Below are 21,574 nucleotides of genomic sequence, written 5' to 3'. Positions count from 1 at the left end.
GTCTCATGGACGTCATGCCTATCACGCCAGGGTGAACGAGACGTGCCGCGCGATGCATCCAATCCGGCGTTCATTTGTTATTGTCGGCCGCCTCGCATCCGAAAGGGCAAATCGCCATCCAGCGGAGAACCAGCATGAGCACCAACATCAGCAAGATACGCGAACAAATGGAAGTGATCGGCGCCGACGGCGTCCATATCGGTACCGTCGACAAGGTCGAGGGCGACAGGATCAAGCTGACCAAGGCCGACAGCGGCATGGGCTCGCACAAGGGCCATCACCACTACATTTCGCTTGCGCTTGTCGCGGAGATCGACGGGCAGAAGGTATGGCTCTCCGCGAATTCGGATGTCGCCGTCACCTTCGAGGAAGAGAAATCCGATCCGACCTGATCTTTGTTTTTTGCGCAATTCCGGATGAAATCTTTTCTGGAATTGCGTCAGTCAACGAGAAGACCACACGGGAAACAAGTCGCCGTCGGCGGGTGTCGCGGCGTGGACGCCGCGGCTGATCGCGCGTGCCATGGTCGCGCCGGCCGCCGCGAACAGATCGATCGCGGCATCGGCGCCGAGCTCGATGCCGCTCCTGCCTGTCGCCAGCGCAAACACCAGATCGCCGTCCGCCGGCGTATGCGTCGGCCAGATGGCGCGGGCGAAGCCGTCATGCGCCGAAATCGCCAGCCGCTTGGCCGCGGCCTTGGTGAGCACGGCGTCGGTGGCGATGACGGCGATGGTGGTGCTGCCGGCTTCCTCATGTCCGCCGACACGCCTGTCGCGGTATTTCAGCAGGAGCTTCCTGGCGTCTTCGGGCAGTGGATCGGGATAACCCAGTCCGCCGAACTCGTCGCCGATTTCGAAGGGTGCCGCCCAGAAATGGCGGCCGCGGCCGACCGTCACCGAGCCGGTGGGGTTGACGGCGGCAAGCGCGCCGATGGTGACGCCGCTGTCGAGCACGGTCGAGGCCGAACCCAGGCCGCCTTTCAGCCCGGAGGTCAGCGCGCCGGTGCCGGCGCCAGCCGTGCCGATTTCGAAATCCACTGTCGCCGCCTGCACGGCCTCATAGCCGAGCTCGCGATAAGGCGGATAACGGCCCCAATCCTTGTCACCGCCATTGCGCAGGTCGAACAGGATCGCGGCCGGCACGATCGGCACGCGGAAGCCGCCCACCTCGACGCCGATGTTCTTCTCGCGCAGCGCCGCCTGCACGCCGGAGGCGGCGTCGAGGCCGAAGGCGGAGCCGCCGGACAGGACGACGGCATGGATCGTCGCGATCGAATTCTGCGGCTCGAGCAGGTCTGTCTCGCGCGTGCCCGGCGCGCCGCCAAGCACCTGGAAGCCGGCCACGGCAGGCTCATCGCACAGCACAACCGTGACCCCGGATTTCAGCCTGGCGTCGGCGGCATTGCCGACGCTGAGGCCGGCAACGTCGGTGATCAGGTTGCGCCGCCCGGTGCGGAACATCAATTGTCCTCCAGCGGTACGAAATGCGTGCCGTCGAAGCGGAAGACGCGGAACGGGTTCTGGCCGAGATCGCCCTTTTCATCGAAGCGAATGGTGCCGATCGCGGTGGTGAAATCATGGCCGGTCAGCGCCTGGCCAAGCGGCTGGCCGGAGCTTTCCGCGCCGGTCAGCGCGACCTTGGCAACCTCGACCGCCGCATAGGCCGGCAGCGTGTAGCCGTCCGGCACGACGTTCTTCGCGGCGAAAGCCTGCATCACCTTGGGATCGGCGACCTCCGACCATTCCGGTGGGGCGACCATCAGCGTGCCGACGGCGTAGGGCACATCGCCCGGCGGCGTGCGCAGGTTCTCGCCGCCGGCAAAGGTGATGCCGGCATCGAGCTGCGCGGCATCGCGGCCCATGATCGCGATGTCGTCGCCGTCGCCGCCGGCGAACACCTTTGTCGCACCGGCCTTCTTCAGCCGGCCGACCAGCCCGATCTGGTTGTCGAGCTGCGGCCGGAACGTGTCGACGAAGACGGGTTTCAGCGCCGCCTGCTCGGCCGCGGCGCGAAACGTCTCGGCCATCTCGCGGCCATAGATGGTGCCGTCATCGACGATGGCGAACAGGTCGTCGCGCCAGAGCTGCGTGAGCTTGGCGGCAACCGCATTGCGCTCGTCGTCGCCGCGCGGGCCGAGCCGGTAGACCAGCCAACCGGTCTTGGCGCGCCGATCGGTCAGGCTTTCGGTGCGCACGCCGACCGTGATGACCGGGATGTTGGCATCCTTGAGGATCGGCAGCGCGGCCTCGATCGCCTCCGTGCAGAGGAAGCCCACCACGACGTTGACCTTGGCGTCGACGAATTCCCTTGCCGCCGCGGCGCCGCCATCTGCGGTGCAGGCATCGTCGATGGCCTTGATCGAGATGCCGTTCGCCTCGGCCGCCAGACCGGCGCCGACCTCGATTTGCTTGCCGAGGATCGCCGACGGGCCGGAAAGCGGCGCGGCGACGCCGACCAGCGTCTCGGCGTCGGCGCTCGCGGCCAGCGACAGCAAGAGCAGCGCGGCTAATGTCGTCGTGAGAAGACGCATTCGGGCTAAGAGATCCTCCATGCCGGGAATACAGTCCCGGCACTATTTCAAGAAATGCCTAAAGGCTGGCTAAGCGCCGCGCAACACGCGAATTTGCGGATTGCAGTCAAGCACTTCGCTCGTGCTATGCAACTTGTGGCGTGCAATATGCCGCCATATATAACGAACTGGTTCCGACAGGTGGATTATCGGGTGCTGAAGATCAATGATATCGGGCCGCAGCACTATCGCGATGCGATGGCGCATTTTGCCGGCCATGTGCATGTGGTGACGACGGACGGGCCCGGCGGCAAAAGAGGCGCGACGGTGATCGCCGCCTGTTCGGTCTCGGACACGCCGCCGACAGTGCTGGTCTGTCTCAACCGCGAGAACGCCAAGAACGAGGCGTTCGTCAAGAACGGCAAGTTCGCGTTGAACACGCTGGCCTCGGACCAGGAAGCGGTCTCGGTCGGCTTTTCCGGCGTAACCGGCCTGCCGGCGGAGGAGCGCTTCGCGCTTGCCGAATGGGATGTGATCTCGACCGGCGCGCCAACGCTGAAGGGCGCCCTTGCCGTGTTCGACTGCGAGATCATCGATGCCAAGGACCTTGCCACCCACCGTGTGCTTTTTGGCAAGGTGACAGGTCTGCGCATCGGCGATAATTTGCGGCCGCTGATCTACCACAACCGCGGCTACCATTTTCTTTGAAACGGCCATTTTCCTGAAACGGATTGGCGGGATCCACGGAGACAAGATGACCGCGCCGCGCCCCGCGCCGAAATCGATCGACGAAACGCTCGATCTTTTGACCGGCGCGGACTATGTCGCCGACCGCTCGCTGGCGACGGTGCTGTTTTTATCGCTGCGCATGAAGCGGCCGCTGTTCCTCGAAGGCGAGGCGGGCGTCGGCAAGACCGAGATCGCCAAGGTGCTGGCCGACGCGCTCGGCCGCCGGCTGATCCGCCTGCAATGCTATGAGGGGCTCGACGTCTCCTCGGCCGTCTATGAGTGGAATTATGCCGCGCAGATGATCGAGATCCGCATGGAGGAGGCGGCAGGCAAGGTCGTGCGCTCCGACATGGAGCGCAACGTCTTTTCCGAGAAATACCTGATCCGCCGTCCGGTGCTCGATGCGCTGACCGGCAAGGCGGGTGCGGCGCCGGTGTTCCTGATCGACGAGCTGGACCGTACGGACGAAGCGTTCGAGGCGTTCTTGCTCGAGATCCTGTCGGACTTCCAGGTGACTGTCCCGGAGCTCGGCACGATCAAGGCGGAAGAGCCACCGATCGTCATCATCACCACCAACCGCACGCGTGAGATCCATGACGCGCTGAAGCGTCGCTGCCTCTATCATTGGGTCGACTACCCGAATGCCGAGCGTGAGCTGGAGATTGTGCGCCGCAAGGTGCCGCAGGCGAACCGCCGGCTGTCGGCGGAGGTCGTGTCCTTCATCCAGAAGCTGCGCCAGGTCGAGCTGTTCAAGGCGCCGGGTGTCGCCGAAACCATCGATTGGGCCGGCGCGCTGACCGAACTCGACAAGGTGGCGCTCGATCCGGAAACCGTATCCGATACGATTGGCGTGCTTTTGAAATACCAGGACGATATCGCCCGTATCGGCGAAGGCGAGGGCCGGCGCATCCTCAATGAGGTGAAGGCCGAGCTTTCGGCGGCGGAGTAGCCGCGGTGCCGTCGCCGCGTCCGGAACCCAGAGAAGCGACGCCGGACGGGCGCATCGCCGACAACATCGTCTATTTCGCCCGAGCGCTGCGCAAGGCCGGCATGCGCGTCGGCCCGGCCTCGGTGAAGGACGCTATCGAAGCGGTGCTCGCCGCAGGCATAGGCTCGCGCGACGATTTCTACTGGACGCTGCATGCGGTGCTCGTCTCGCGGCACGAGGATCATCCCGTCTTCGACGAGGCCTTCCGCCTGTTCTGGAAATCGCGCGAACTGATCGAGAAATTGCTGGCGATGTTTTCGCCGGTCGCGCCGGACAACGCTGAAAAGCAGAAGCCACGGGCGGCCGAGAACCGCGTCAGCCAGGCGATGTTCGAAGGCCACCAGAAAAACCAGCCGGTCCGGGAAGTGCCGGAAATCGAGGTCGACGCGCGCCTCACTTTTTCCGGCAACGAGGTGCTGCGCGGCAAGGATTTCGCGCAGATGGATGCGGCCGAGATGGCCAAAGCCAAAAAGGCGATCGCGGCCTTGCGCCTGCCATTCGATCTGATCCGCACGCGGCGCTTCAATCCCGACGCTCAGGGGCGCCGCATCGATCCGCGCGCCATGATGCGCTCGGCCGCCCGCACCGGCGGTGAGCTTATCCTGCCAAAATTCCGGTCGCCGCGCGAAGTGCATCCGCCGCTGGTCGTGCTGGCCGACATTTCCGGCTCGATGAGCCAGTACACGCGCATCTTCCTGCATTTCCTGCACGCGCTGACGGAAAAGCGCCGCCGCGTGCATGCTTTCGTCTTCGGCACGCGGCTGACCAATTTGACCCGCCAGATGCGCCATCGCGATCCCGACGAGGCGCTGGCCGAATGCTCGGCGGCGGTGAAGGACTGGTCGGGCGGCACCCGCATCGGCGACACGCTAGCCGAGTTCAACCGGCTGTGGTCGCGGCGCGTGCTCGGGCAGGGCGCCGTGGTGCTTCTCATCACCGATGGGCTCGAGCGCGATGACGTCACCGGCCTCTCGGAGGAGATGGAGCGGCTGCACAAATCCTGCCGGCGGCTGGTCTGGCTCAATCCGCTGTTGCGTTTCGACGGATTCGAGGCGCGCGCCCGGGGCGTCAAGGCGATGCTGCCGCATGTCGACGAGTTCCGGGCGGTGCACAATCTCGATGCGCTGGCCGATCTTTGCGCCTCGCTCGACCAGCGGCCGGCGGCTTCGGTCGATCCGCGCCGCTGGCTGCAAACTGGCGCGAGGCAGGCCGCGTAGCCATATGTCCCGCAGCCATATATTTCTGAGGATGTTCCTCGTGAGGGAAACTAAAGTTTCCGAAGGGAAAACCAAAATTTCCCTTGAAAAACAGACTTTGTGAGAAGCGACGATGGATGAGAGCATTTATCTCGATGAAGCCCGCGATCCCCTGATCATCGCGGAAGGCTGGATGAAGGACGGCAAGGATGTCGCCATCGCGACCGTGGTCGAGACCTGGGGTTCGGCGCCACGTCCGGTCGGCAGCCACCTGGTCATCGACGCCGAGGGGAATTTCCATGGCTCGGTCTCCGGCGGCTGCGTCGAGGGCGCCGTGGTGACCGAGGCGATCGACGTCATCGGCTCGGGCAAGGCCAGGATGCTGGAGTTCGGCGTCGCCGACGAGACCGCCTGGCAGGTCGGCCTTTCCTGCGGCGGCCGCATCAAGGTCTATGTCGAAAGGCTGGGCTGACCATCATGGATCCGTATGTCCTGAAGACACTCAACGAAGAGCGCCGCGCCCGGCGGGCCGCGGTGCTCGTCACCGACCTTGGCGACGGCCGCGACCGCATCGTGCGCGAGGGCGACCATGTTGCGGGCGATCTCGGGGCGGCAATCGCCAATGCGTTCCGCACCGGCAATTCGCGGTCGGTGGAGGCGGAAGGGCGGAGCTTCTTTCTCAATGCGCATCTGCCGCGCCCGCGCCTCGTGGTGGTCGGCGCGGTGCACATCAGCCAGGCGCTGGCGCCGATGGCCAGGATCGCCGGCTATCCCGTCGAGATCATAGACCCGCGCACCGCCTTCGCCACCCCGGAACGCTTTCCCGACGTCGCGCTGCATGCCGAATGGCCGGAGGATGTGCTGAAGCGCGCGCCGCTCGACAGCTACACCGCGCTTGCCGCCGTGACCCATGATCCGAAGATCGACGATTTCGCGCTGAAGGCGGCGCTCGATGCGAGGTGCTTCTATGTCGGGGCGCTCGGCAGCCGCAAGACCCACGCCAAGCGCGTCGAACGCCTGCTGGCGCTCGGTGCCGGCGCTGACCAGATCGCCCGCATCCACGCGCCGATCGGCCTCGATATCGGTGCCGCCAGTCCGGCTGAGATCGCCGTCGCCGTGCTTGCGCAGACGATCCACGCCTTCCGCTCGCGCGGTCTCGAAGCAAAAGGCGCCGTGGCGTGAAATTCGGACCGGTTCCGATCGATGAGGCGGAAGGGGCGGTGCTGGCCCACGCGACCGCCGCCGGTGAAAAACGGTTCCGCAAGGCGCACCGCCTGAGCCGTGAGGACATCGCGGCGCTCAAAGCCGCGGGCGTGGCCGAAGTCGTCGCCGCGGTGCTTGCGGAGGACGATCTCGGCGAGGATGCCGCCGCCGCGAGGATCGCCGCCGCCATGAGCCACCGCAACATCGAGGTGAAGCCGGCCGCGACCGGACGGGTGAACCTGCATGCAGGGGCCTCCGGCGTCTTTACCGTCGACGCCGGGATGATCGACGCCATCAATGCCGTCGATCCGGCCATCACCATCGCGACGCTGCCGCAGCACGCGCCGGTCGAGAAGGGCCAGATGGTTGCGACGGTGAAGATCATCCCCTTTGCCGTCGCCGCAAGCCTGGTGGATAGCGTGGCGAGGATCTGCGCCGGCCGCGAGATCTTTGCCGTCAATGCCTATCGCCCCGTCACTGTCGGCGTCATCCAGACGGTGCTTCCCGGCATCAAGCCGAGCGTGCTCGACAAGACGCTGCGCGTCACCGAGGCGCGGCTGGCGCGCTCCGGCGGCCGGCTGACGGCCGAGCGGCGCACGCCGCATGAGGTTGCGCCCGTGGCGGCGGCCGCGACGGCGCTGGCGCGCGACAACGACATGGTGGTGATCTTCGGGGCATCGGCGATGAGCGACTTCGCCGATGTCGTGCCGGCCGCGATCGAGCGCGCAGGCGGTACCGTCGTTCGCGCGGGCATGCCGGTCGATCCCGGCAACCTGCTGGTGCTCGGAACGCTCGACGGCAAGCGCGTCGTCGGCGCGCCGGGCTGCGCGCGCAGCCCGAAGGAGAACGGCTTCGACTGGGTGCTCGATCGCCTGGTTGCCGGGCTCGAGGTCACCGCGGGCGATATTGCCGGCATGGGCGTCGGCGGGCTGTTGATGGAAATACCGACCAGGCCGCAGCCGCGCGAGCCGGCGCCGCAGCCGGCAAGGTCGGCGCTGAAAGTCGATATCGTGCTTCTGGCTGCCGGCCGTTCGAGCCGCATGGGCGGCCCGAACAAGCTTCTGGCGCTGTTCGACGGCGAGCCGCTGGTGCGGCGTACCGCCGGGCGGGCGCTGGGCTCGAAGGCCGCCGGCACCATTGTCGTCACCGGCCATCAGCGTGAGCGCGTGCGTTCGGCGCTTGGCGGACTCGAGGTGAAACTCGCCGACAATCCCGATTTCGCGGACGGTCTTGCCTCGTCGTTGAAGGCGGGTATCGCGAAGGTCGCGCCCGACGCGGCCGGCGCCATGATCGTGCTCGGCGACATGCCCGGCGTCTCGTCGAACGACCTCGACAGCCTGATCGATGCGTTTCGCCGCTCCGGTGGTCACGCCGTGGTGCGCGCCTCGCACCAGGGCAAGCGCGGCAATCCGGTGCTTTTGCCTCGATCGCTCTTCGCGGCCGTCGCGCAACTCGAGGGCGATACAGGCGCGCGCCACCTGGTCGAGGCCGAGGGGCTCGACGTCATCGATGTCGAGATCGGGCAGGGCGCCTCAATCGATGTGGACACGCGCGAGGCGCTGGAAGGGGCGGGCGGCGTTCTGCAGGATTGACAAAGCCGAGCCGAATTTCGCATGGCTCTCGGCATGTGTTTCCGCTTCCGACGTCTCTTCGCCCTGATCACCGCAACAGCGCTTTCCCTCTCCGCTGCCGAGGGGCAGACGCTGTCGCTGAAGCCGTTCAAGGACGACCTCTTCGCCTATCCGCCAGCGCTCTCGACCGGCGACAATGGCGCCTATACCGTGCTGGACTATCACGAGATGCGCGACATCAACCAGCGCGACGAGGTGCCGGAAAAGCGCGTGCGTGCGCAATACACCGACCCGGGTGTGCGCAAGGTGCAGCAGGACCTCATGCTGAAGACCGATGCCGGCGATATCAGGCATGTCGCGGTCGGCAGGACGGAAGGCGCTTCCATCATCGTGCTCTACCTGCACGGCCAGGGCGGCAGCCGTAAGCAAGGCGTCGACGACTTCACCTTCGGCGGCAATTTCAACCGCATCAAGAACCTGATGGCCGGCAATAATGGGCTCTATCTTTCGCCCGATTTCCCCGATTTCGGCGACAAGGGCGCGGCGCAGGTCGCGGCGCTCATCGATCACTATGGCCAACAATCGCCGGGCGCGAAAATCTTCGTCGCCTGCGGCTCTATGGGCGGCATGATCTGCTGGAAGCTGGCGGATCGAAAGGACACGGGCGGCCGCATCAACGGCCTGCTGCTGCTGGGTTCATTATGGGACGACAGCTTCCTCACCAGCCCGGCCTTCAAGCGCCGCGTCCCGGTGTTCTTCGGCCAAGGCAGCCATGACGTGGTCTTCCCGGTAGAGAAGCAGGAAGCCTTCTTTCGTTCGATCCTGGCCAGGAAGTCCTACCCGACCCGCTTCGTACGCTTCGAGACCGGCACGCACGGCACGCCGATCCGCATGGTCGACTGGCGCGGCACGCTGAACTGGATGCTGACGAAGGCGCCCTGATCAGCGAATCCGTGTTCAAGGGGCAGTGTTGTAGTCGATGATCGTCTGCGGATTCATTTCGCCGTCATAGGATGCATCGACGTCATACTGGACGAGCGAGAAATCGCCGTTGCGGAACAGATAGGTTCCCGATGACGAGGCATCTCCCACGCCGCGCCATTTGTCGGATGTGGTGATGGTTTTGGTGTTGTCGTCATAGTCCGAGTTGGTCGCCCAGCCGCTGGTCTTGAACCCGATGATGTGGATCGACTCGACCTTGCCTTCGCTGTTGTTGTTCTCGTAGCGGATGTCGAGATCCGGCTCGGTGAACTGCAGCTGGGTCACGCCGTTGACGTCATCGGCGATGTAGTAGACTGCCGTCTCGTTGTAGGCGGCCATCGAGCAGAAGAAGCGGAACAGCCGCGTCTCGCGCTCCGGGTCGCTGGGCTGGGCGTCCTTGTCCTTGTAGTGGATGGAATGAGCCTCAGGCTCGCCGATCGGCTTGCCGTCCGGGCTTTGCTTGTCGCACTGGCCGCCATAGGTGGCTAGGAACGCCTTCTTGGCCTGTTCCAGCGCCTCGTCCTTCTTCGGCGGCGGCGGACCGTCGCCGCAGCTTGCCGGCACGGCGCTGTCGAAATCCTCGGTCGACGGCTTCAGCGCGCCCTTGTCGATGAAGATCGGCTGGAAGGGCGGCTCCTGGATCTGCGCGTTGACCTGGCGAAGCGTGTAGCAGCCGGCGAAAACCTTGGCCTCGCCCTTCTTGTCGGTCGCCTGGATGGCGACAGGCACGCTGTAATAGATGCTGCCGGCCGCCCCTTCGTCCGAAACGGCGCCGGTCTTGACGTCGACGCTGTCGGTTCCGTCGTAACCCTTGACAAAGGCGTTGAAGTCCTTAGCCGGCTTTGTATCGCCGAAATAACCCCAGGCACGGGCAAATTCGTGGCGGTTGATGGCGCTGTAGAGTGAACGGACGACCGCATCGGCTGTTGATCGGTCATCGATATAGGGGGCATCGGCCGCGAGCGCGGAATGCGTGAAGCCGGCCAGTGAGAAAAAGACAGTCGCTGCGAAAGTGGCTCTTTTCATCGAATCCTCCGCTCGGTAACGAAAATACTACCATGGCGATTGCGGCGGCGCGGTGACGCCATGGGCAGGGCCGCTTGAAGAATCGTGGCGGGAGGCGCTAGGTCACGGCCCGCGGCGCTGGGGCCGCGTGGGAGATTGCCCATGACCATTTCCATGTACGACATATCGGTGGGCGTGTTTTCCGCCAGGCTGAAGGCGCTGGCCAGCGTCCTGACGGCGGCGGAGCAGAATGCCGGCGAACGCAAGATCGATCCGCAGGTGTTCCTCACCGCGCGGCTGGCGCCCGACATGTTCGCGCTGACCAGGCAGGTCCAGATCGCCACCGACCATGCCAAGGGCGCGCCGTCGCGGCTGGCCGGCCGCGAGGTGCCGAAATACGAGGACAATGAAGCGAGCTTTGCCGAGCTGCAGGCCCGGATCGCCAAGACGCTCGATCATCTGGCGACGTTTACTGCGGCCGATCTGGAAGGCTCGGAGGACAGGACGGTCGAACTGAGGCTCGGCGGGCGCGAAACTACGTTGCCCGGCCTGCAGTACCTGCTGCATGTGGCGACGCCGAATTTCTACTTCCACGTCACAACCGCCTACGACATCCTGCGCCACAACGGCGTGCCGCTCGGCAAGCAGACATTCCTCGGAAATCGCTGATTTTTGAATGGCTTGGAGGTTTCCCGACATCCCGGGAAACCTCTCTGGTTCAGCTCAGCGGATCGACATTTCGCGCGCGATGCGCGGAAAATCGGCCGGCTTGATGCCGATGTCGGCGCGGTCCGCATTGCTCATCGCGTTCAGAAGCGCGAGCGCCGAGCGGTAGCGCTGGTGTTCCTGCGGCCTCGGCCTAGCGAACATTTCAGTGAAGAACCCCATGACTCAGTTGCCCCTGTTGGTCCTCCCGGCACCAAGATATAGGCGATTTGTTAAAATTGTGCAGTGCAGCAATTGCATGGCTGCCATGTCCACACGAAATTTTTTCCGCCACAATCGATTTTCCGTGAAACTTTCCGGCGGGCTCGAACGTAGGCACCGTGCCGGCTCATGGCTGGCTTTTTCCTCGCCACTCCTGGCGACCTTGCCGGACTGCACGAAAATGCAGTCCGGCTTTTTGTTATCTGAAAGTCGTCCCGCCGGGCTGGAAAAGCCGGCAATTGTCAACATCGCCAGCATTCATTTTTAACGAGAGCGCCCTATGTTCGGCGGCATCAATGCATGCCGTCACCATAGGGGGAGGCTGAGATCGGCACCGGGAACAAGCTCGATTTCGCTTCGTTGCTCGACGACCTGATCGTCGCCTCGGAGAAAGGCGAGGACGAGGGCGCCCGGCCGTCTATCCCATTCGACTATCTGTCCGTGGCCGATGAGCTGCATTCCGGCCGCATAAAGGTTGCGGGCGAGAGCGTCGCCGCCGAATACCGCGAGCAAGGCGCCGACCTTGCGGCCGAGTTCGCGGCACTGCTCGACCAGGCGAAACTGGCGCTGGCCGGCGAAGAGCACCGGCCGGAGGAAAAGCTGCCGCCGATCGATCCCGAAGCGATCGCCGGCGAGCTCGGCCTCGACCGCCCGGCCAAGAACGCCGATTTCGGTCGCATCCGCCGCAACTTCGCCTTCGCCAACCATCCGGACCGCGTCGCGCCGCATCTGCGCCAGCGCGCCATGATCCGCATGCAGGTGGCCAATATGCTGATCGACGAGGCCAAGCGGCGGGCTTTGGCCGGGGTGAGGCGGTAGTTCCCTCCATCAGGTTCGCTTCGGCAACCCATCGCAAGCCATCGAGATTGGCTGGAGCCTCGCCAATGTTCGTCATCCTTGGGCGTAGCGACGCGAAGCGGAGCGCAGACCCAAGGATCCATGCCGTGACCTTCAATGTAGAGTGCAACGGTGCAGAATTCTGTAATCGCTGCAACGCCTTAGCGTAACGGAATGGATTCCAGGGTCTGCGCGCTTCGCTTCGCTCCTTGCTCCGCCCTAGAATGATGGGTGGACGGCCCCTTGCGGCATCGAATGTGCCAAACTGGGCTGTGATTAACTCCAGCGGAAGGAGACCGTCCGTCATGCAAGCTATCAGATTTGGTATCGATTTGGCCAAGAATGTGTTTCAGGTGCACGGCGTGGATGCTGCCGGGCGCGTGGTGGTGCAGCGCCAGCTGCGCCGCGCGCAGGTGGAGAAGTTCTTCGCCGCGCAGCCGCCGGCGCTGATCGGCATGGAGGCCTGCGGCTCGGCTCATCATTGGGCCCGCACGCTCAGCGCGCTTGGCCATGAGGTCAAGCTGATGCCGCCGGCCTATGTGAAGCCCTATGTTCCGCGCAACAAGAACGATGTGCGCGACGCGCACGGCTGTTGCGAGGCGGTAAGCCGGCCCGACATGCGCTTCGTGCCGATCAAGACGGTCGAACAGCAATGGGCCAGGGGCCTGCACCGCACGCGTGACCTTCTGGTGCGCCAGCGCACGCAGTTGGCCAACGCCATGCGTGGCCTGCTCTATGAGATGGGCCAGACAAGCGCCCAGGGGGCTGCGGGCCTGGAAGCGCTGCTGCAGCGCATCGAGACCTCGGATGAGGCCATCCCCGCGGCGCTGCTGATCTGCCTGGCGCCGCTGGCCGGACAATGGCGGGCGCTGGATGGCGAGATCGGCAAGCTGGACAAGCAGATCCTGGCTCAGGTCAGGCAGCAGCAAGCGGCCTTGCGGCTGACGACGATCCCGAGCGTCGGCCCGATCATCGCACATGCAACCATCGCGGCCATTGGCGACGGCCGCCAGTTCGCCTCGGGCAGGGACTTCGCGGCGTGGCTCGGCCTGACCCGCAAGAGTCATGACACCGGCGGCAAGCACAAGCTGACGGGCCATATCAGTCGCGCCGGCGACAGAGACCTGCGAAGGCTGCTCATTCTCGGCGCCAGTTCCTGGCTGCGCCAGGTCAGGGCCAAGCCCGACAGAGGCTCGCCCTGGATACGCGGCCTGCTGGCCAGGCGCCCGGTCAAGGTCGCGGTCGTGGCGCAGGCAGCCAAGACCGCGCGCATCATCTGGGCAATGCTGAGCTCGGGACAGGAATACAGGGCGCCGGCTGCGGCATAACCCGCAAAGCGAGGCCCTTAACAGCGTAAGGAGCAAATAGCAGCACGGCAAAATGGTCAGGACCTGGGTCGAGACACTCCGCCTTCGTCATCGCGATTAAAAAGCGCGCTAGAATGATTGGAACTCGATCCGCGTAACCCCTGAGGGCCAGCGGTCATCAAATCGACCGCATCAAAGGCCGAATACATGACCGCTCCAGACTTAAGCCGTCGCCGCTATTTTGCCTCTTGCCCAAGAGGGGCCGTCCATACATGACGAACTGACTGACGCTTCGGCCAATCTCGAAACTGGGCGACTTTGCAAAACACAAGCGTTTTGCTCTATGTTCAATCTCCTCCCCGCACTGTCCGCGCAAACCTCCCGCCGGAGAAACCCCATGCATAAACGCCGCCTCGGTCGGACCGATCTCCTTGTTTCGCAAATCTGCCTCGGCTCGATGACCTGGGGCCAGCAGAACACCGAAGCCGAAGGCCACGCGCAGATGGATCTGGCGTTCTCGCGCGGCGTGAATTTCATCGATACGGCCGAGCTTTACCCGATCCCGCCCAAGGCTGAGACGCAAGGGCGCACCGAGAAAACCATTGGCAGCTGGATGAAGGCCAACGGCAACCGGGATAAGGTCATCCTTGCCTCGAAAGTGGTCGGCCGCACGGCCAATACATGGTTCCGCGGCAATCGTCCGTCGAAGCTGGTGCGCGCCGACATTTTCGACGCGGTCGAGAAATCGCTGGCCAAGCTCGGCACCGACTATATCGACCTCTATCAGATCCACTGGCCGGACCGGGATATTCCGTGGGGCTCGAACCCGACGCGCGTCGGAGCGGTGGCGCGGCGCGCGGATGCGGCAGGCGCTCCGGGAGACGAGACGCCGATTGCCGAGACGCTGGCTGTCTTCGAGGAACTGGTGAAGGCAGGCAAGATTCGCCATCTCGGCCTCTCCAACGAAAGCTCCTGGGGTGTCATGCGTTTCGTCTTCGAAGCCGAGAAGGGTTCCGGCCCGCGCGTCGCCTCGCTGCAGAACGCCTATAGTCTCGTCAACCGCACTTTCGAGGTGAACCTTGCCGAGGTCTGCGAGCGCGAGGAGATCGCGTTTCTCCCCTATTCGCCGCTGGCGCAGGGCTATCTTACGGGCAAATACAATCATGGCGCGCGACCGCAGGGTTCCCGCTCGCAGCTCTTCAACCGCGGCCAGCGCTACGAAACGCCGAATGCGGCGGAAGTGCTGCTCGAATACACCGAGCTGGCGCGCTCCTTCGGCCTGGAGCCAGCGCTCTTCGCCAACGCCTATGTGGCGAGCCGGCCCTTCGTGACCGCGAACATCGTCGGCGCGACCACCATCGCGCAGCTCGAGATGGCGCTTTCTTCGGTCGATGTCAGCTGGACGGAAGAAATGCAGAAGGCTGTCGACGCCATCCACCAGCGTGTCGGCAATCCATGTCCGTGACCGGTTATCGCCGATAAAAGACAAATCGTTGAGAAAAAACAGGGGGATGGAGACGATGGAAAACTTTCCAATCGAGGCCGTGCGCGGCAGATTTCCGGCGCTTTCGCTGGCCCATGACGGGCGCCGGCGCATCTATCTCGACAATCCCGCCGGCACGCAGGTGCCGCTGACGGTGGCGGATGCGGTGTCGCGCTGCCTGCTCTCGACCAACGCCAATTTGGGCGGGTTCTTTGAGACCACGGTTGCGGCGCAAAAAGTGGTCGATGGGGCGCATGCCGCGATGGCCGATTTCCTCAATGCTTCAAGCGTCGAGGAGATCGTCATAGGCGCCAACATGACGACGCTGACCTATCACATGTCGCGCACGCTCGGCCGCACGATGAAGCCAGGCGACGAGATCATCGTCACGCGCATGGACCATGAAGGCAATGTCTCGCCCTGGCTGCAGCTTGCCGAGGATCTCGGCCTTGTCGTGCGCGTCCTGCCGTTCGACGAGCGGAGCTGGCAGGTGGAGGAAGCGGCGCTCAAGGCGCTGCTTTCGGACAAGACACGCCTCGTCGCGCTGAACTATGCCTCGAACCTCACCGGCTCGATCAACCGGGTGAAGGCGCTCGCGGCGGCAGCCAAACAAGCCGGCGCGCTGGTCTATGTCGATGCCGTGCAATTCGCGCCGCATGGACTGGTCGACGTGCAGGAGCTCGGCTGCGATTTCCTGATCTGCTCGGCCTATAAATTCTTCGGGCCGCATATGGGCATATTGTGGGGCCGTCGCGACGTCATCGATGCGCTGAAACCCTACAAATGCCGCTGCTCTTCGAACGTCCTGCCCGAGCGGTTCGAGCTTGGCACGCCGCAGATCGAGCTGATGGCCGGGCTGACGGCGACAATCGACTATTTCGCCGATCTTGGCGCCGCCGCCGGCGAGGGCGGCTCGCGACGGCAGCAGATCGCCAAGGCGTTCGAAGTCTCGATCGCTTACGAGAACACGCTTGCCCGGCAATTGATCGAAGGCCTGTCCGACATCGAAGGACTGATCATCCACGGCATCACCGATCCGGAACGGCTTGCCGAGCGGGTGCCGACCATTTCCTTCACCGTCGAAGGCATCGGGCCTGAAACGATCGTGCGGCAGATGAATGCCGAAAACATCTTCCTGTGGTCAGGCCACAATTATGCGTGGGAGGTCGTCCACCAGCTCCGCATACCCGCCGAGCAGGGCGTCGTGCGCATCGGCATTGCGCATTACAACACGGCGGCCGAGATCGAGGAGACGTTGGAAAGCGTGCATCGCGTGATCGCGATGCTGAGGCAGGAACGTTGCTGAGTTAGTCCTTCTTGCCGCCGAAACCGGTCAGGAAAGCGGTGAGGTTGTCGCCGAGTGCATCGCAGAGATAGCCGCCTTCCTGGACGATCACCGTCGGCAGGCCAAGTCCGGCAATCGCTTCGCCGATGCGCGAGAAGCCCGGCGTCGTCACCGACAGGCCGCCGAACGGATCGCCCTCGAAAGCGTCGAGGCCGAGCGCAACGACCAGCGCTTCCGGCGCGAAGGCGCGGATGCGCTGGAAGGCCGTCGCCAGCGCTTCGAGAAAGGCCGCGTCGCCGGACTTGCGCGGCAGCGGCAGGTTGAGATTGTAGCCGAGGCCAGGCCCTTCGCCGCGCTCGTCGGCATGTCCCCAGAAGAACGGATAGAAGCGCACCGGATCGGCGTGCAGCGAGACGGTCAGCACATCGGGACGGGCATAGAAGATGCCTTGCGTGCCGTTGCCGTGATGCAGGTCGACATCGAGGATGGCGACGCGGGCGGAACTCTTCCGCAGAACCTGCGCGGCGACGGCCGAATTGTTGATGAAGCAGAAGCCGCCGGCGACATCGGCGAAGGCATGATGGCCGGGCGGGCGGCAAAGGGCGTAGGCCGACGGTGCGCCGGCCATAACCGCTTCGGCTGCCTCCACCGCGCTCCAGGCGCTCCACAGGGCGCTGTTCCAGGTCTCAGCCGAGATGGGGCAAGCGGTGTCGGCCATGTGGTAGCCGGCCTGGCCGACCGCCGAGGCCGGATAGGAGCCGTTGCGGGCGATCGGATGGATGTTCGGGATCACCTCCGCCGAGGCGCCTTCGATGCGCTGCCAGCGCGTGAAAATGTGCTTGAGGAAGTCTAGATATTCAGGCGTATGCACCGCCGCGATCGGTCCAAGTCCAAGATTCCTTGGACGTTCGACCGTCAAACCTACCGATATTGCGCCGGCTAACAATCGTTCGATCCGCTCCGGCTTTTCCGGATTGGGCTGCGGCGCGCCGCTGGAGAGGAAGGCCTTGGGATCGTGGCGTTTCTGCTCCTCGGCATAGAAGGCTTTCATCGTCATTCCTCCGGCGTGTCGGCAAAGGCGAAAAAGGCATCGCCGACGATCTTCTGCACCTGTTCGTAACTCGACCAGCCGATGCCCAGTCTTTCGTAGAAGGCCTTGGCCGTTTCATTGTCGGTATCGACGGAGAGCCTCAGATAGACGCCGCCCGCCGCGCGACACTCCCTGGCCACGCGCCGAAGCAGTTTCTCGCCGATCCGGCGGCCGCGAAAGCGGTCCTCGACGTAAAGGTCCTGCACATAGACGCCTGGCCGACCCATCCAGGTCGAGAAGATCGGGAAATGCAGGCAAAGCCCGGCGAACTCACCGCCGATCTCGGCGATCAAAGTCGAGAAGGCGGGGCTTGCGCCGAAGCCATAGCGGCGGAGGTCGTCCGGCGTCGAGGTGATTTCCTGATGCGCGCCGATATGGGTGCCGAGGCGCAGCAGGGCGGCGTGGATGGTTTCGACGTCCTCGATGCGGCCCGGGCGGATGACTGTCCTGGTGTCTTCCTGTCGCATTGTCAGGCCACGGATCCTGGCGGACCAAGGCCGGTCAGAAGATCATCAAGCTCGTCGATCCGGTCTTCCGAGAAGACACGAACGCCGTTCTCTTCGAGCAGCGCGGTGGTCGTGCCACGGCCCGCCACGCGTTTTCCTGAAAAACTCCCATCGTAAACAAAGGTGCTGCCACAGGATGGACTGCCGTCGGTCAGGACCGCAAAGCGGCATCCTGTTTCACGCGCCAGATCAAGCGCAAGCTGCCCGGCTTCAAGGTAAAGCTCAGTCACGTCCTTCCCGGTCTTCTCGATAACCTGGCCCTGTCCGTGCAGCACTGCATGGCCGTCGCCCGTGCCGCAAATCTCCGCTGGAGGGCGCGGCGTGGAGAAACCGGCCGCAACTTCGGGGCAGATTTGCACGAGCCGTCCTTCCGACTGCCACCGCGCGAGCACGGGATGACCGTCGAGCCTGTAGGAGCCGTTGTAGCGTACCTTGCTGCCAAGCAGGCAGGCCGAGACGAGCACCCTCTCCATTTCGGCGTTTCCTCCGCGACTGTCCACCACGGTGCACCACATTGCGCGATGGTCAGCCTTCCACCGGCAGGTCGAGCTCCTCCGCCAACGCCTGCAGCGAATCTCCGATGATGGCGATCATCTCACCGATCTGCTCTTTAGTGATGATCATCGGCGGCGCCACCATGAAATTGTCGCCGTCGACGCCGCCCTTGACCTTGCGGCCATAGATGATCAGGCCGCGCGCATAGGCTTGGTCAAGCAGGCGCTGCGTTGCCTTGCTGGCCGGGTCGATCGGCTTCAGCGTCTCCGGATCGGCGACCATTTCGGCGCCGGTGAGCAGGCCCTTTCCGCGCACGTCGGCGATGAAGGGGAAGCGCTTTTGCAAGCCTTTCAACTCCGCCATCAGCACGTCGCCCATCGCGGCCGCATTGGCGATGAGGTTGAGCCGATCCATTTCCCCCAGGACTGCGAGGCCGGCCGCGCAGGCAAGTGGATTGCCGGCATAAGTGTGGCCGTGCTGGAAGCCGCCCGAGGCCAGCAGCGGCTCGACCAGCCGCATCGGCGCGGCAAGAGCGCCGAGCGGCGCATAGCCCGAGCCCAGCCCCTTCGAGAGCGCTACGATGTCTGGCCTGCAATTCCAGTGATCGCCGCCAAGGAACTTGCCGGTCCGGCCGGCGCCGCTCATCACTTCGTCATGGATCAGAAGGATGCCGTAGCGGTCGCAGATTTCGCGGATGCGCGGATAGTAGCTGTCGGGCGCGACGAGGGCAGCCGTTGCCGCGCCGCCGATCGGCTCCATGATGAAAGCCAGCACGCTTTCCGGCCCTTCGGACTGGATCTTTTCCTCCAGCATGTCGGCGTAGCGGATGCCGCGCTGCTCCATCGACAGGTTGTCGCGGTCGCGCCAGGCGGTCGGCGCCGGCATCATCGGCATCACCCGCATCATCGGCGTGAAGGTTTCGGCCAGCGCATCGTCGCCGGTGATGGAAAGCGAGCCCAGCGTGCCGCCGTGATAGGAAGGGAAGCGGGTGATCACCTTCCAGCGCTTGGGCTGGCCGGTGGCGACCGCCCATTGGCGGGCGAGCTTGATGCAGGACTCAGTCGCTTCCGAGCCGCCGGAGACGAAGAAGATGCGGTCCATGCCCTCGGGGAGTTTTCCGGCCAGTTCCCGCGCCAGCTCTTCGGCGGGTTCGTTCTCGAAATGCAGCCGGTAGGCGAAGGTGGTCTTGTCCATCTGCCGCTTCATGGCGTCGAGCACGTTGCGGTTGGAATGGCCGATATTGGCGACCATCGGCCCGCTCGAACCGTCGATGAAGCGTCGGCCGTCCTTGGTCCAGAAATAGATGCCCTCGGCGCGATCGACGAGCGGCCGGCGCAGGCTGGACAGATAGAACAGATGCGACGGCGGCCGTACTTCGATTTCGGGCGAGGGCTTGGCTTGGGACTTCGGCATGTCAGGACTTTCCGAGATAGCGATCGAGAACATTTCTGGTCACGCGTTCGACCATCGCGTCCTGCCTTAGCAGGCCAGCGACCCATTCGCAGCTTCCGGCGTGGAACACTTCGCCCTTGCCGCGCGGGAAATTGACGATCATGCCGTTGCCGCGCTTGACCTTGTCGAGATTGGCGTCGCTGGCCTCGCCGAACAAGGTCTCGGCGGTGAAGCGGCCGTCCTCGTCGGTGAGGAACTGGTCCTCGATCGGGATGTCGGCGCTTTCCTCGACCTGGCTCGCCATGCCGACGGCCAGCACTTGCAAGCCGTCCGGCGCGCCGCTGGTCGCGGTCGGGTAGGGCAGGCCGCCGCGGATCTCGAAATCGAGGCCGTCGACCTCATAGCCATAGACATGGCTGTCGGCGCCGAGCAGGTCGCCATAGTAGATGCCGGTGCCGGCGAAGGCCCAGTGGTCGGGCCGGTACACCGGGAAGCCGCGCACGCCGCGCGGCGCGCAGCCGCCCCAGCCGGCATAGACGCCCCGCGTCGCATTGAGGCCGAAGGTGGCGCTGCCCGGGCGTCCGATCTCGGGCGCCTCCCAGGAATTGGTGGCGCGGGTGATGTCGCCGCCGCGATATGCGGGGTCTTCGGCGCGTGCCTTGTATTTGTAGCAGACCTGGCGACGGCCCTCGTCCTCCAGCCTGGTCTGCCACATGAAATTGCCGGCGAAGCGCGCCGCGTGCCCGCCGCGGGTCACATAATTGTCGACCGCGTCGCGCATCTCCCAGGTCCAGTATTCATCGTGCCCTACGAAGACGACACAGTCATAGCCGTCGAGGATTTCGGGCGAGAAATGCAGCTCGTGCTGGCTGACGAGATCGACCTGGTAGCCGGCGCGCTCGGCGAAGCGGAAGAAGTGGCTGTCATAGCTCGCCCAGCCGGAAGAGGCATATTTCTTCGAATGTCCGGTGGCGAAAGCCCATTCCATATGCGGATAGCGCGGTACGGTCTTCGGCGGCACCGCGACTTCCAGTGGCACGCGCGGCGCATCCTTGGGCAGCACAACGAAGCCGCGGCACCAGGGGCGCTGCGTCGACACCGTGGTCGCGTACTGGTCGCGGTTCGGGCCGGTGATGCCCTGATAGTGGTTGGAACCGCCCCAGGTGTTGTAGGCGAGCCATGTGCCGGTCGCCGCCACCTGCAGCAGGCGGCCAGCTTTTCGGCCGGGCGGGGGCGCGACGATGAAGAGGTGATGGCTGTGGAAGGGCTTGCCGTCCCGCCCATCGGCCGAAAGCGTCACGCGATAGGCGCCTGACGGCCAGTCGTCGCCGACCCGGAATTCGAACGACGCCTCCCAGCCGCAGCCTTCGACCGAGCATTGGTCGGGCGTGTCCTGCCAGCGCGCCGACAGGCCTGTCTTCTCGAAGACCTTGGTTTCGGGGGCGCCGTCGCGGACGATGGCGATGCTGAATTGCGGCCCGGTTGAACTGACGAAGAGCGTCACCGTCTCGCCCGGACGATAGGAAAAACGGTCGCTGTAGCACCAGATCTCGCCGCTTGGGCCATCCATTCCCGGCCATTCGTAATAGTGGCCGCGCACCGCTTCGCGGCGCTGCTCGGGCGTCAGCCCGAAATCGGGGAATTCGGTGGGCAGTTGCGTCAAGGAGCACCTGAGATCACGAGGCCGTCATTGAGACCATTGGCCGGCCAAGCGTCAAATGGAAAGCATCGGGCCAGCAGGCGCTTGCGCTTGGCGATATCCGGCAAACGGACTATTCAGCTTCGGGCGATGTTCCAATCGCGGGAGCCAACATGCTGCGTGTGCAAAAGGTCAAGGTCGACGACATCTACGTGCCGACGGCGCGGCGCAAGACGCTGCATCCCGAAACCGTGCGCCATCTCGCCGAAGATATCCTGGAGAACGGCATGAAGACGCCGATCCAGGTGCGCCACGACGGCAAGCGTCACATCCTGGTCGAAGGCCTGCACCGGCTGGAAGCGGCCAAATGGCTGGGCGAGACCGAGATCGACGCTTATCTCGTCCAGGCCAAGCGCCACTAATCCTTCGTT

24 protein-coding genes are annotated in these 21,574 nt (G+C 64.4%); 15 read left to right on the top strand and 9 right to left on the bottom strand.

Annotated features, from left to right (window positions below):
• Nucleotides 1-134: 134 nt before the first annotated feature.
• Complete coding sequence (locus tag WDX12_RS28910; RefSeq protein WP_320295845.1) at nucleotides 135-392, top strand: DUF2171 domain-containing protein; 258 nt, start codon at nucleotides 135-137, stop codon at nucleotides 390-392.
• Nucleotides 393-443: 51 nt separating this feature from the next.
• On the opposite strand, the gene WDX12_RS28905 is transcribed toward WDX12_RS28910, so the two are convergent.
• Together WDX12_RS28905 and WDX12_RS28900 are read right to left on the bottom strand one after the other, a co-directional pair.
• Nucleotides 444-1,460, bottom strand: coding sequence for a P1 family peptidase (locus tag WDX12_RS28905; protein WP_434722893.1), 1,017 nt, complete (start codon nucleotides 1,458-1,460; stop codon nucleotides 444-446).
• Entirely contained in the window at nucleotides 1,460-2,530 is a 1,071-nt protein-coding gene (locus WDX12_RS28900; RefSeq protein ID WP_434722892.1) for a branched-chain amino acid ABC transporter substrate-binding protein, read from the bottom strand. Before WDX12_RS28900 ends, WDX12_RS28905 begins: the two co-directional genes overlap by 1 nt.
• A 192-nt stretch (nucleotides 2,531-2,722) precedes the next feature.
• On the opposite strand from WDX12_RS28900, the gene WDX12_RS28895 reads away from it, so the two are divergent.
• The 7 genes from WDX12_RS28895 to WDX12_RS28865 all read left to right on the top strand — a co-directional run bounded on the left by WDX12_RS28895 (nucleotide 2,723) and on the right by WDX12_RS28865 (nucleotide 9,138).
• Nucleotides 2,723-3,217 (top strand): flavin reductase, encoded by a 495-nt coding sequence (locus WDX12_RS28895; RefSeq protein WP_140647490.1) that lies wholly within the window; start codon nucleotides 2,723-2,725, stop codon nucleotides 3,215-3,217.
• 46 nt (nucleotides 3,218-3,263) lie between these two features.
• Nucleotides 3,264-4,187, top strand: coding sequence for an AAA family ATPase (locus WDX12_RS28890; RefSeq protein ID WP_041008673.1), 924 nt, complete (start codon nucleotides 3,264-3,266; stop codon nucleotides 4,185-4,187).
• A gap of 5 nt (nucleotides 4,188-4,192) precedes the next feature.
• Entirely contained in the window at nucleotides 4,193-5,443 is a 1,251-nt protein-coding gene (locus WDX12_RS28885) for a vWA domain-containing protein (RefSeq protein WP_434722891.1), read from the top strand.
• Nucleotides 5,444-5,555: 112 nt separating this feature from the next.
• On the top strand, nucleotides 5,556-5,894 hold the full coding sequence (locus WDX12_RS28880) for an XdhC family protein (RefSeq protein ID WP_042644561.1): 339 nt from the start codon (nucleotides 5,556-5,558) through the stop codon (nucleotides 5,892-5,894).
• 5 nt (nucleotides 5,895-5,899) lie between these two features.
• On the top strand, nucleotides 5,900-6,604 hold the full coding sequence (locus WDX12_RS28875) for an XdhC family protein (protein ID WP_434722890.1): 705 nt from the start codon (nucleotides 5,900-5,902) through the stop codon (nucleotides 6,602-6,604).
• Nucleotides 6,601-8,217 (top strand): NTP transferase domain-containing protein, encoded by a 1,617-nt coding sequence (locus tag WDX12_RS28870; protein WP_434722889.1) that lies wholly within the window; start codon nucleotides 6,601-6,603, stop codon nucleotides 8,215-8,217. The genes WDX12_RS28875 and WDX12_RS28870 overlap by 4 nt, the downstream gene beginning before the upstream one ends.
• Nucleotides 8,218-8,250: 33 nt before the next feature.
• Nucleotides 8,251-9,138, top strand: a complete 888-nt coding sequence (locus WDX12_RS28865) for an alpha/beta hydrolase (RefSeq protein ID WP_434725725.1) — start codon at nucleotides 8,251-8,253, stop codon at nucleotides 9,136-9,138.
• A gap of 15 nt (nucleotides 9,139-9,153) precedes the next feature.
• Here the strand turns inward: WDX12_RS28865 and WDX12_RS28860 are convergent, their stop codons facing one another.
• Nucleotides 9,154-10,203, bottom strand: a complete 1,050-nt coding sequence (locus WDX12_RS28860; RefSeq protein WP_320295837.1) for a DUF1176 domain-containing protein — start codon at nucleotides 10,201-10,203, stop codon at nucleotides 9,154-9,156.
• Nucleotides 10,204-10,344: 141 nt separating this feature from the next.
• Between WDX12_RS28860 and WDX12_RS28855 the strand changes: the two genes are divergently transcribed.
• A complete protein-coding gene (locus tag WDX12_RS28855) occupies nucleotides 10,345-10,851 on the top strand; it encodes a DUF1993 domain-containing protein (protein WP_320295836.1) in 507 nt (168 codons plus the stop codon).
• Between the two features lie 54 nt (nucleotides 10,852-10,905).
• On the opposite strand, the gene WDX12_RS28850 is transcribed toward WDX12_RS28855, so the two are convergent.
• The gene (locus WDX12_RS28850; protein WP_095765222.1) at nucleotides 10,906-11,070 is read right to left on the bottom strand and encodes a DUF1127 domain-containing protein; all 165 of its coding nucleotides are present in this window, start codon (nucleotides 11,068-11,070) and stop codon (nucleotides 10,906-10,908) included.
• A gap of 76 nt (nucleotides 11,071-11,146) precedes the next feature.
• Here WDX12_RS28850 and WDX12_RS28845 point away from each other — a divergent pair, with 76 nt between their 5' ends.
• From WDX12_RS28845 to WDX12_RS28825, 5 genes are all read left to right on the top strand, one after another.
• Nucleotides 11,147-11,377 carry a hypothetical protein gene (locus tag WDX12_RS28845; protein WP_320295835.1) on the top strand — a complete coding sequence of 77 codons (231 nt, stop codon included), beginning with the start codon at nucleotides 11,147-11,149 and terminating at the stop codon, nucleotides 11,375-11,377.
• Nucleotides 11,378-11,469: 92 nt separating this feature from the next.
• Entirely contained in the window at nucleotides 11,470-11,928 is a 459-nt protein-coding gene (locus tag WDX12_RS28840; RefSeq protein WP_320295834.1) for a hypothetical protein, read from the top strand.
• Nucleotides 11,929-12,251: 323 nt separating this feature from the next.
• Nucleotides 12,252-13,274: an IS110 family transposase gene (locus WDX12_RS28835; protein ID WP_434722888.1), complete on the top strand. Its 1,023-nt coding sequence runs from the start codon at nucleotides 12,252-12,254 to the stop codon at nucleotides 13,272-13,274.
• 376 nt (nucleotides 13,275-13,650) lie between these two features.
• Nucleotides 13,651-14,718 (top strand): aldo/keto reductase, encoded by a 1,068-nt coding sequence (locus WDX12_RS28830; protein WP_434722887.1) that lies wholly within the window; start codon nucleotides 13,651-13,653, stop codon nucleotides 14,716-14,718.
• Between the two features lie 55 nt (nucleotides 14,719-14,773).
• On the top strand, nucleotides 14,774-16,042 hold the full coding sequence (locus WDX12_RS28825; RefSeq protein ID WP_434722886.1) for a cysteine desulfurase-like protein: 1,269 nt from the start codon (nucleotides 14,774-14,776) through the stop codon (nucleotides 16,040-16,042).
• 1 nt (nucleotide 16,043) lies between these two features.
• On the opposite strand, the gene WDX12_RS28820 is transcribed toward WDX12_RS28825, so the two are convergent.
• The 5 genes from WDX12_RS28820 to WDX12_RS28800 are packed head-to-tail and all read right to left on the bottom strand — an operon-like array spanning nucleotide 16,044 to nucleotide 21,167.
• Nucleotides 16,044-17,072, bottom strand: a complete 1,029-nt coding sequence (locus WDX12_RS28820; protein ID WP_434722885.1) for a histone deacetylase family protein — start codon at nucleotides 17,070-17,072, stop codon at nucleotides 16,044-16,046.
• A 2-nt stretch (nucleotides 17,073-17,074) separates the two neighbouring features.
• Nucleotides 17,075-17,578: a GNAT family N-acetyltransferase gene (locus tag WDX12_RS28815; RefSeq protein WP_434722884.1), complete on the bottom strand. Its 504-nt coding sequence runs from the start codon at nucleotides 17,576-17,578 to the stop codon at nucleotides 17,075-17,077.
• 2 nt (nucleotides 17,579-17,580) lie between these two features.
• Entirely contained in the window at nucleotides 17,581-18,090 is a 510-nt protein-coding gene (locus WDX12_RS28810; RefSeq protein ID WP_434722883.1) for a DUF523 domain-containing protein, read from the bottom strand.
• 52 nt (nucleotides 18,091-18,142) lie between these two features.
• On the bottom strand, nucleotides 18,143-19,525 hold the full coding sequence (locus WDX12_RS28805) for an aspartate aminotransferase family protein (protein WP_434722882.1): 1,383 nt from the start codon (nucleotides 19,523-19,525) through the stop codon (nucleotides 18,143-18,145).
• A gap of 1 nt (nucleotide 19,526) precedes the next feature.
• The gene (locus tag WDX12_RS28800; protein WP_434722881.1) at nucleotides 19,527-21,167 is read right to left on the bottom strand and encodes a N,N-dimethylformamidase beta subunit family domain-containing protein; all 1,641 of its coding nucleotides are present in this window, start codon (nucleotides 21,165-21,167) and stop codon (nucleotides 19,527-19,529) included.
• A 149-nt stretch (nucleotides 21,168-21,316) separates the two neighbouring features.
• Here WDX12_RS28800 and WDX12_RS28795 point away from each other — a divergent pair, with 149 nt between their 5' ends.
• Nucleotides 21,317-21,565, top strand: a complete 249-nt coding sequence (locus WDX12_RS28795; protein WP_095490758.1) for a ParB N-terminal domain-containing protein — start codon at nucleotides 21,317-21,319, stop codon at nucleotides 21,563-21,565.
• Nucleotides 21,566-21,574: the final 9 nt, after the last annotated feature.

The sequence above is a fragment of the Mesorhizobium sp. RIZ17 genome, from assembly GCF_051127865.1.
GTDB lineage: Bacteria > Pseudomonadota > Alphaproteobacteria > Rhizobiales > Rhizobiaceae > Mesorhizobium > Mesorhizobium humile.
This window is presented reverse-complemented; position numbering and strand designations above follow the sequence as displayed.

Coding starts and splice junctions, on each gene's coding strand:
- WDX12_RS28910 (WP_320295845.1), top strand. CDS start 135: ATGAGCACCAACATCAGCAAGATACGCGAACAAATGGAAGTGATCGGC.
- WDX12_RS28905 (WP_434722893.1), bottom strand. CDS start 1,460: ATGTTCCGCACCGGGCGGCGCAACCTGATCACCGACGTTGCCGGCCTC.
- WDX12_RS28900 (WP_434722892.1), bottom strand. CDS start 2,530: ATGCGTCTTCTCACGACGACATTAGCCGCGCTGCTCTTGCTGTCGCTG.
- WDX12_RS28890 (WP_041008673.1), top strand. CDS start 3,264: ATGACCGCGCCGCGCCCCGCGCCGAAATCGATCGACGAAACGCTCGAT.
- WDX12_RS28880 (WP_042644561.1), top strand. CDS start 5,556: ATGGATGAGAGCATTTATCTCGATGAAGCCCGCGATCCCCTGATCATC.
- WDX12_RS28875 (WP_434722890.1), top strand. CDS start 5,900: ATGGATCCGTATGTCCTGAAGACACTCAACGAAGAGCGCCGCGCCCGG.
- WDX12_RS28865 (WP_434725725.1), top strand. CDS start 8,251: ATGTGTTTCCGCTTCCGACGTCTCTTCGCCCTGATCACCGCAACAGCG.
- WDX12_RS28860 (WP_320295837.1), bottom strand. CDS start 10,203: ATGAAAAGAGCCACTTTCGCAGCGACTGTCTTTTTCTCACTGGCCGGC.
- WDX12_RS28855 (WP_320295836.1), top strand. CDS start 10,345: ATGACCATTTCCATGTACGACATATCGGTGGGCGTGTTTTCCGCCAGG.
- WDX12_RS28850 (WP_095765222.1), bottom strand. CDS start 11,070: ATGGGGTTCTTCACTGAAATGTTCGCTAGGCCGAGGCCGCAGGAACAC.
- WDX12_RS28845 (WP_320295835.1), top strand. CDS start 11,147: ATGGCTGCCATGTCCACACGAAATTTTTTCCGCCACAATCGATTTTCC.
- WDX12_RS28835 (WP_434722888.1), top strand. CDS start 12,252: ATGCAAGCTATCAGATTTGGTATCGATTTGGCCAAGAATGTGTTTCAG.
- WDX12_RS28830 (WP_434722887.1), top strand. CDS start 13,651: ATGCATAAACGCCGCCTCGGTCGGACCGATCTCCTTGTTTCGCAAATC.
- WDX12_RS28825 (WP_434722886.1), top strand. CDS start 14,774: ATGGAAAACTTTCCAATCGAGGCCGTGCGCGGCAGATTTCCGGCGCTT.
- WDX12_RS28820 (WP_434722885.1), bottom strand. CDS start 17,072: ATGAAAGCCTTCTATGCCGAGGAGCAGAAACGCCACGATCCCAAGGCC.
- WDX12_RS28815 (WP_434722884.1), bottom strand. CDS start 17,578: ATGCGACAGGAAGACACCAGGACAGTCATCCGCCCGGGCCGCATCGAG.
- WDX12_RS28810 (WP_434722883.1), bottom strand. CDS start 18,090: ATGGAGAGGGTGCTCGTCTCGGCCTGCCTGCTTGGCAGCAAGGTACGC.
- WDX12_RS28805 (WP_434722882.1), bottom strand. CDS start 19,525: ATGCCGAAGTCCCAAGCCAAGCCCTCGCCCGAAATCGAAGTACGGCCG.
- WDX12_RS28795 (WP_095490758.1), top strand. CDS start 21,317: ATGCTGCGTGTGCAAAAGGTCAAGGTCGACGACATCTACGTGCCGACG.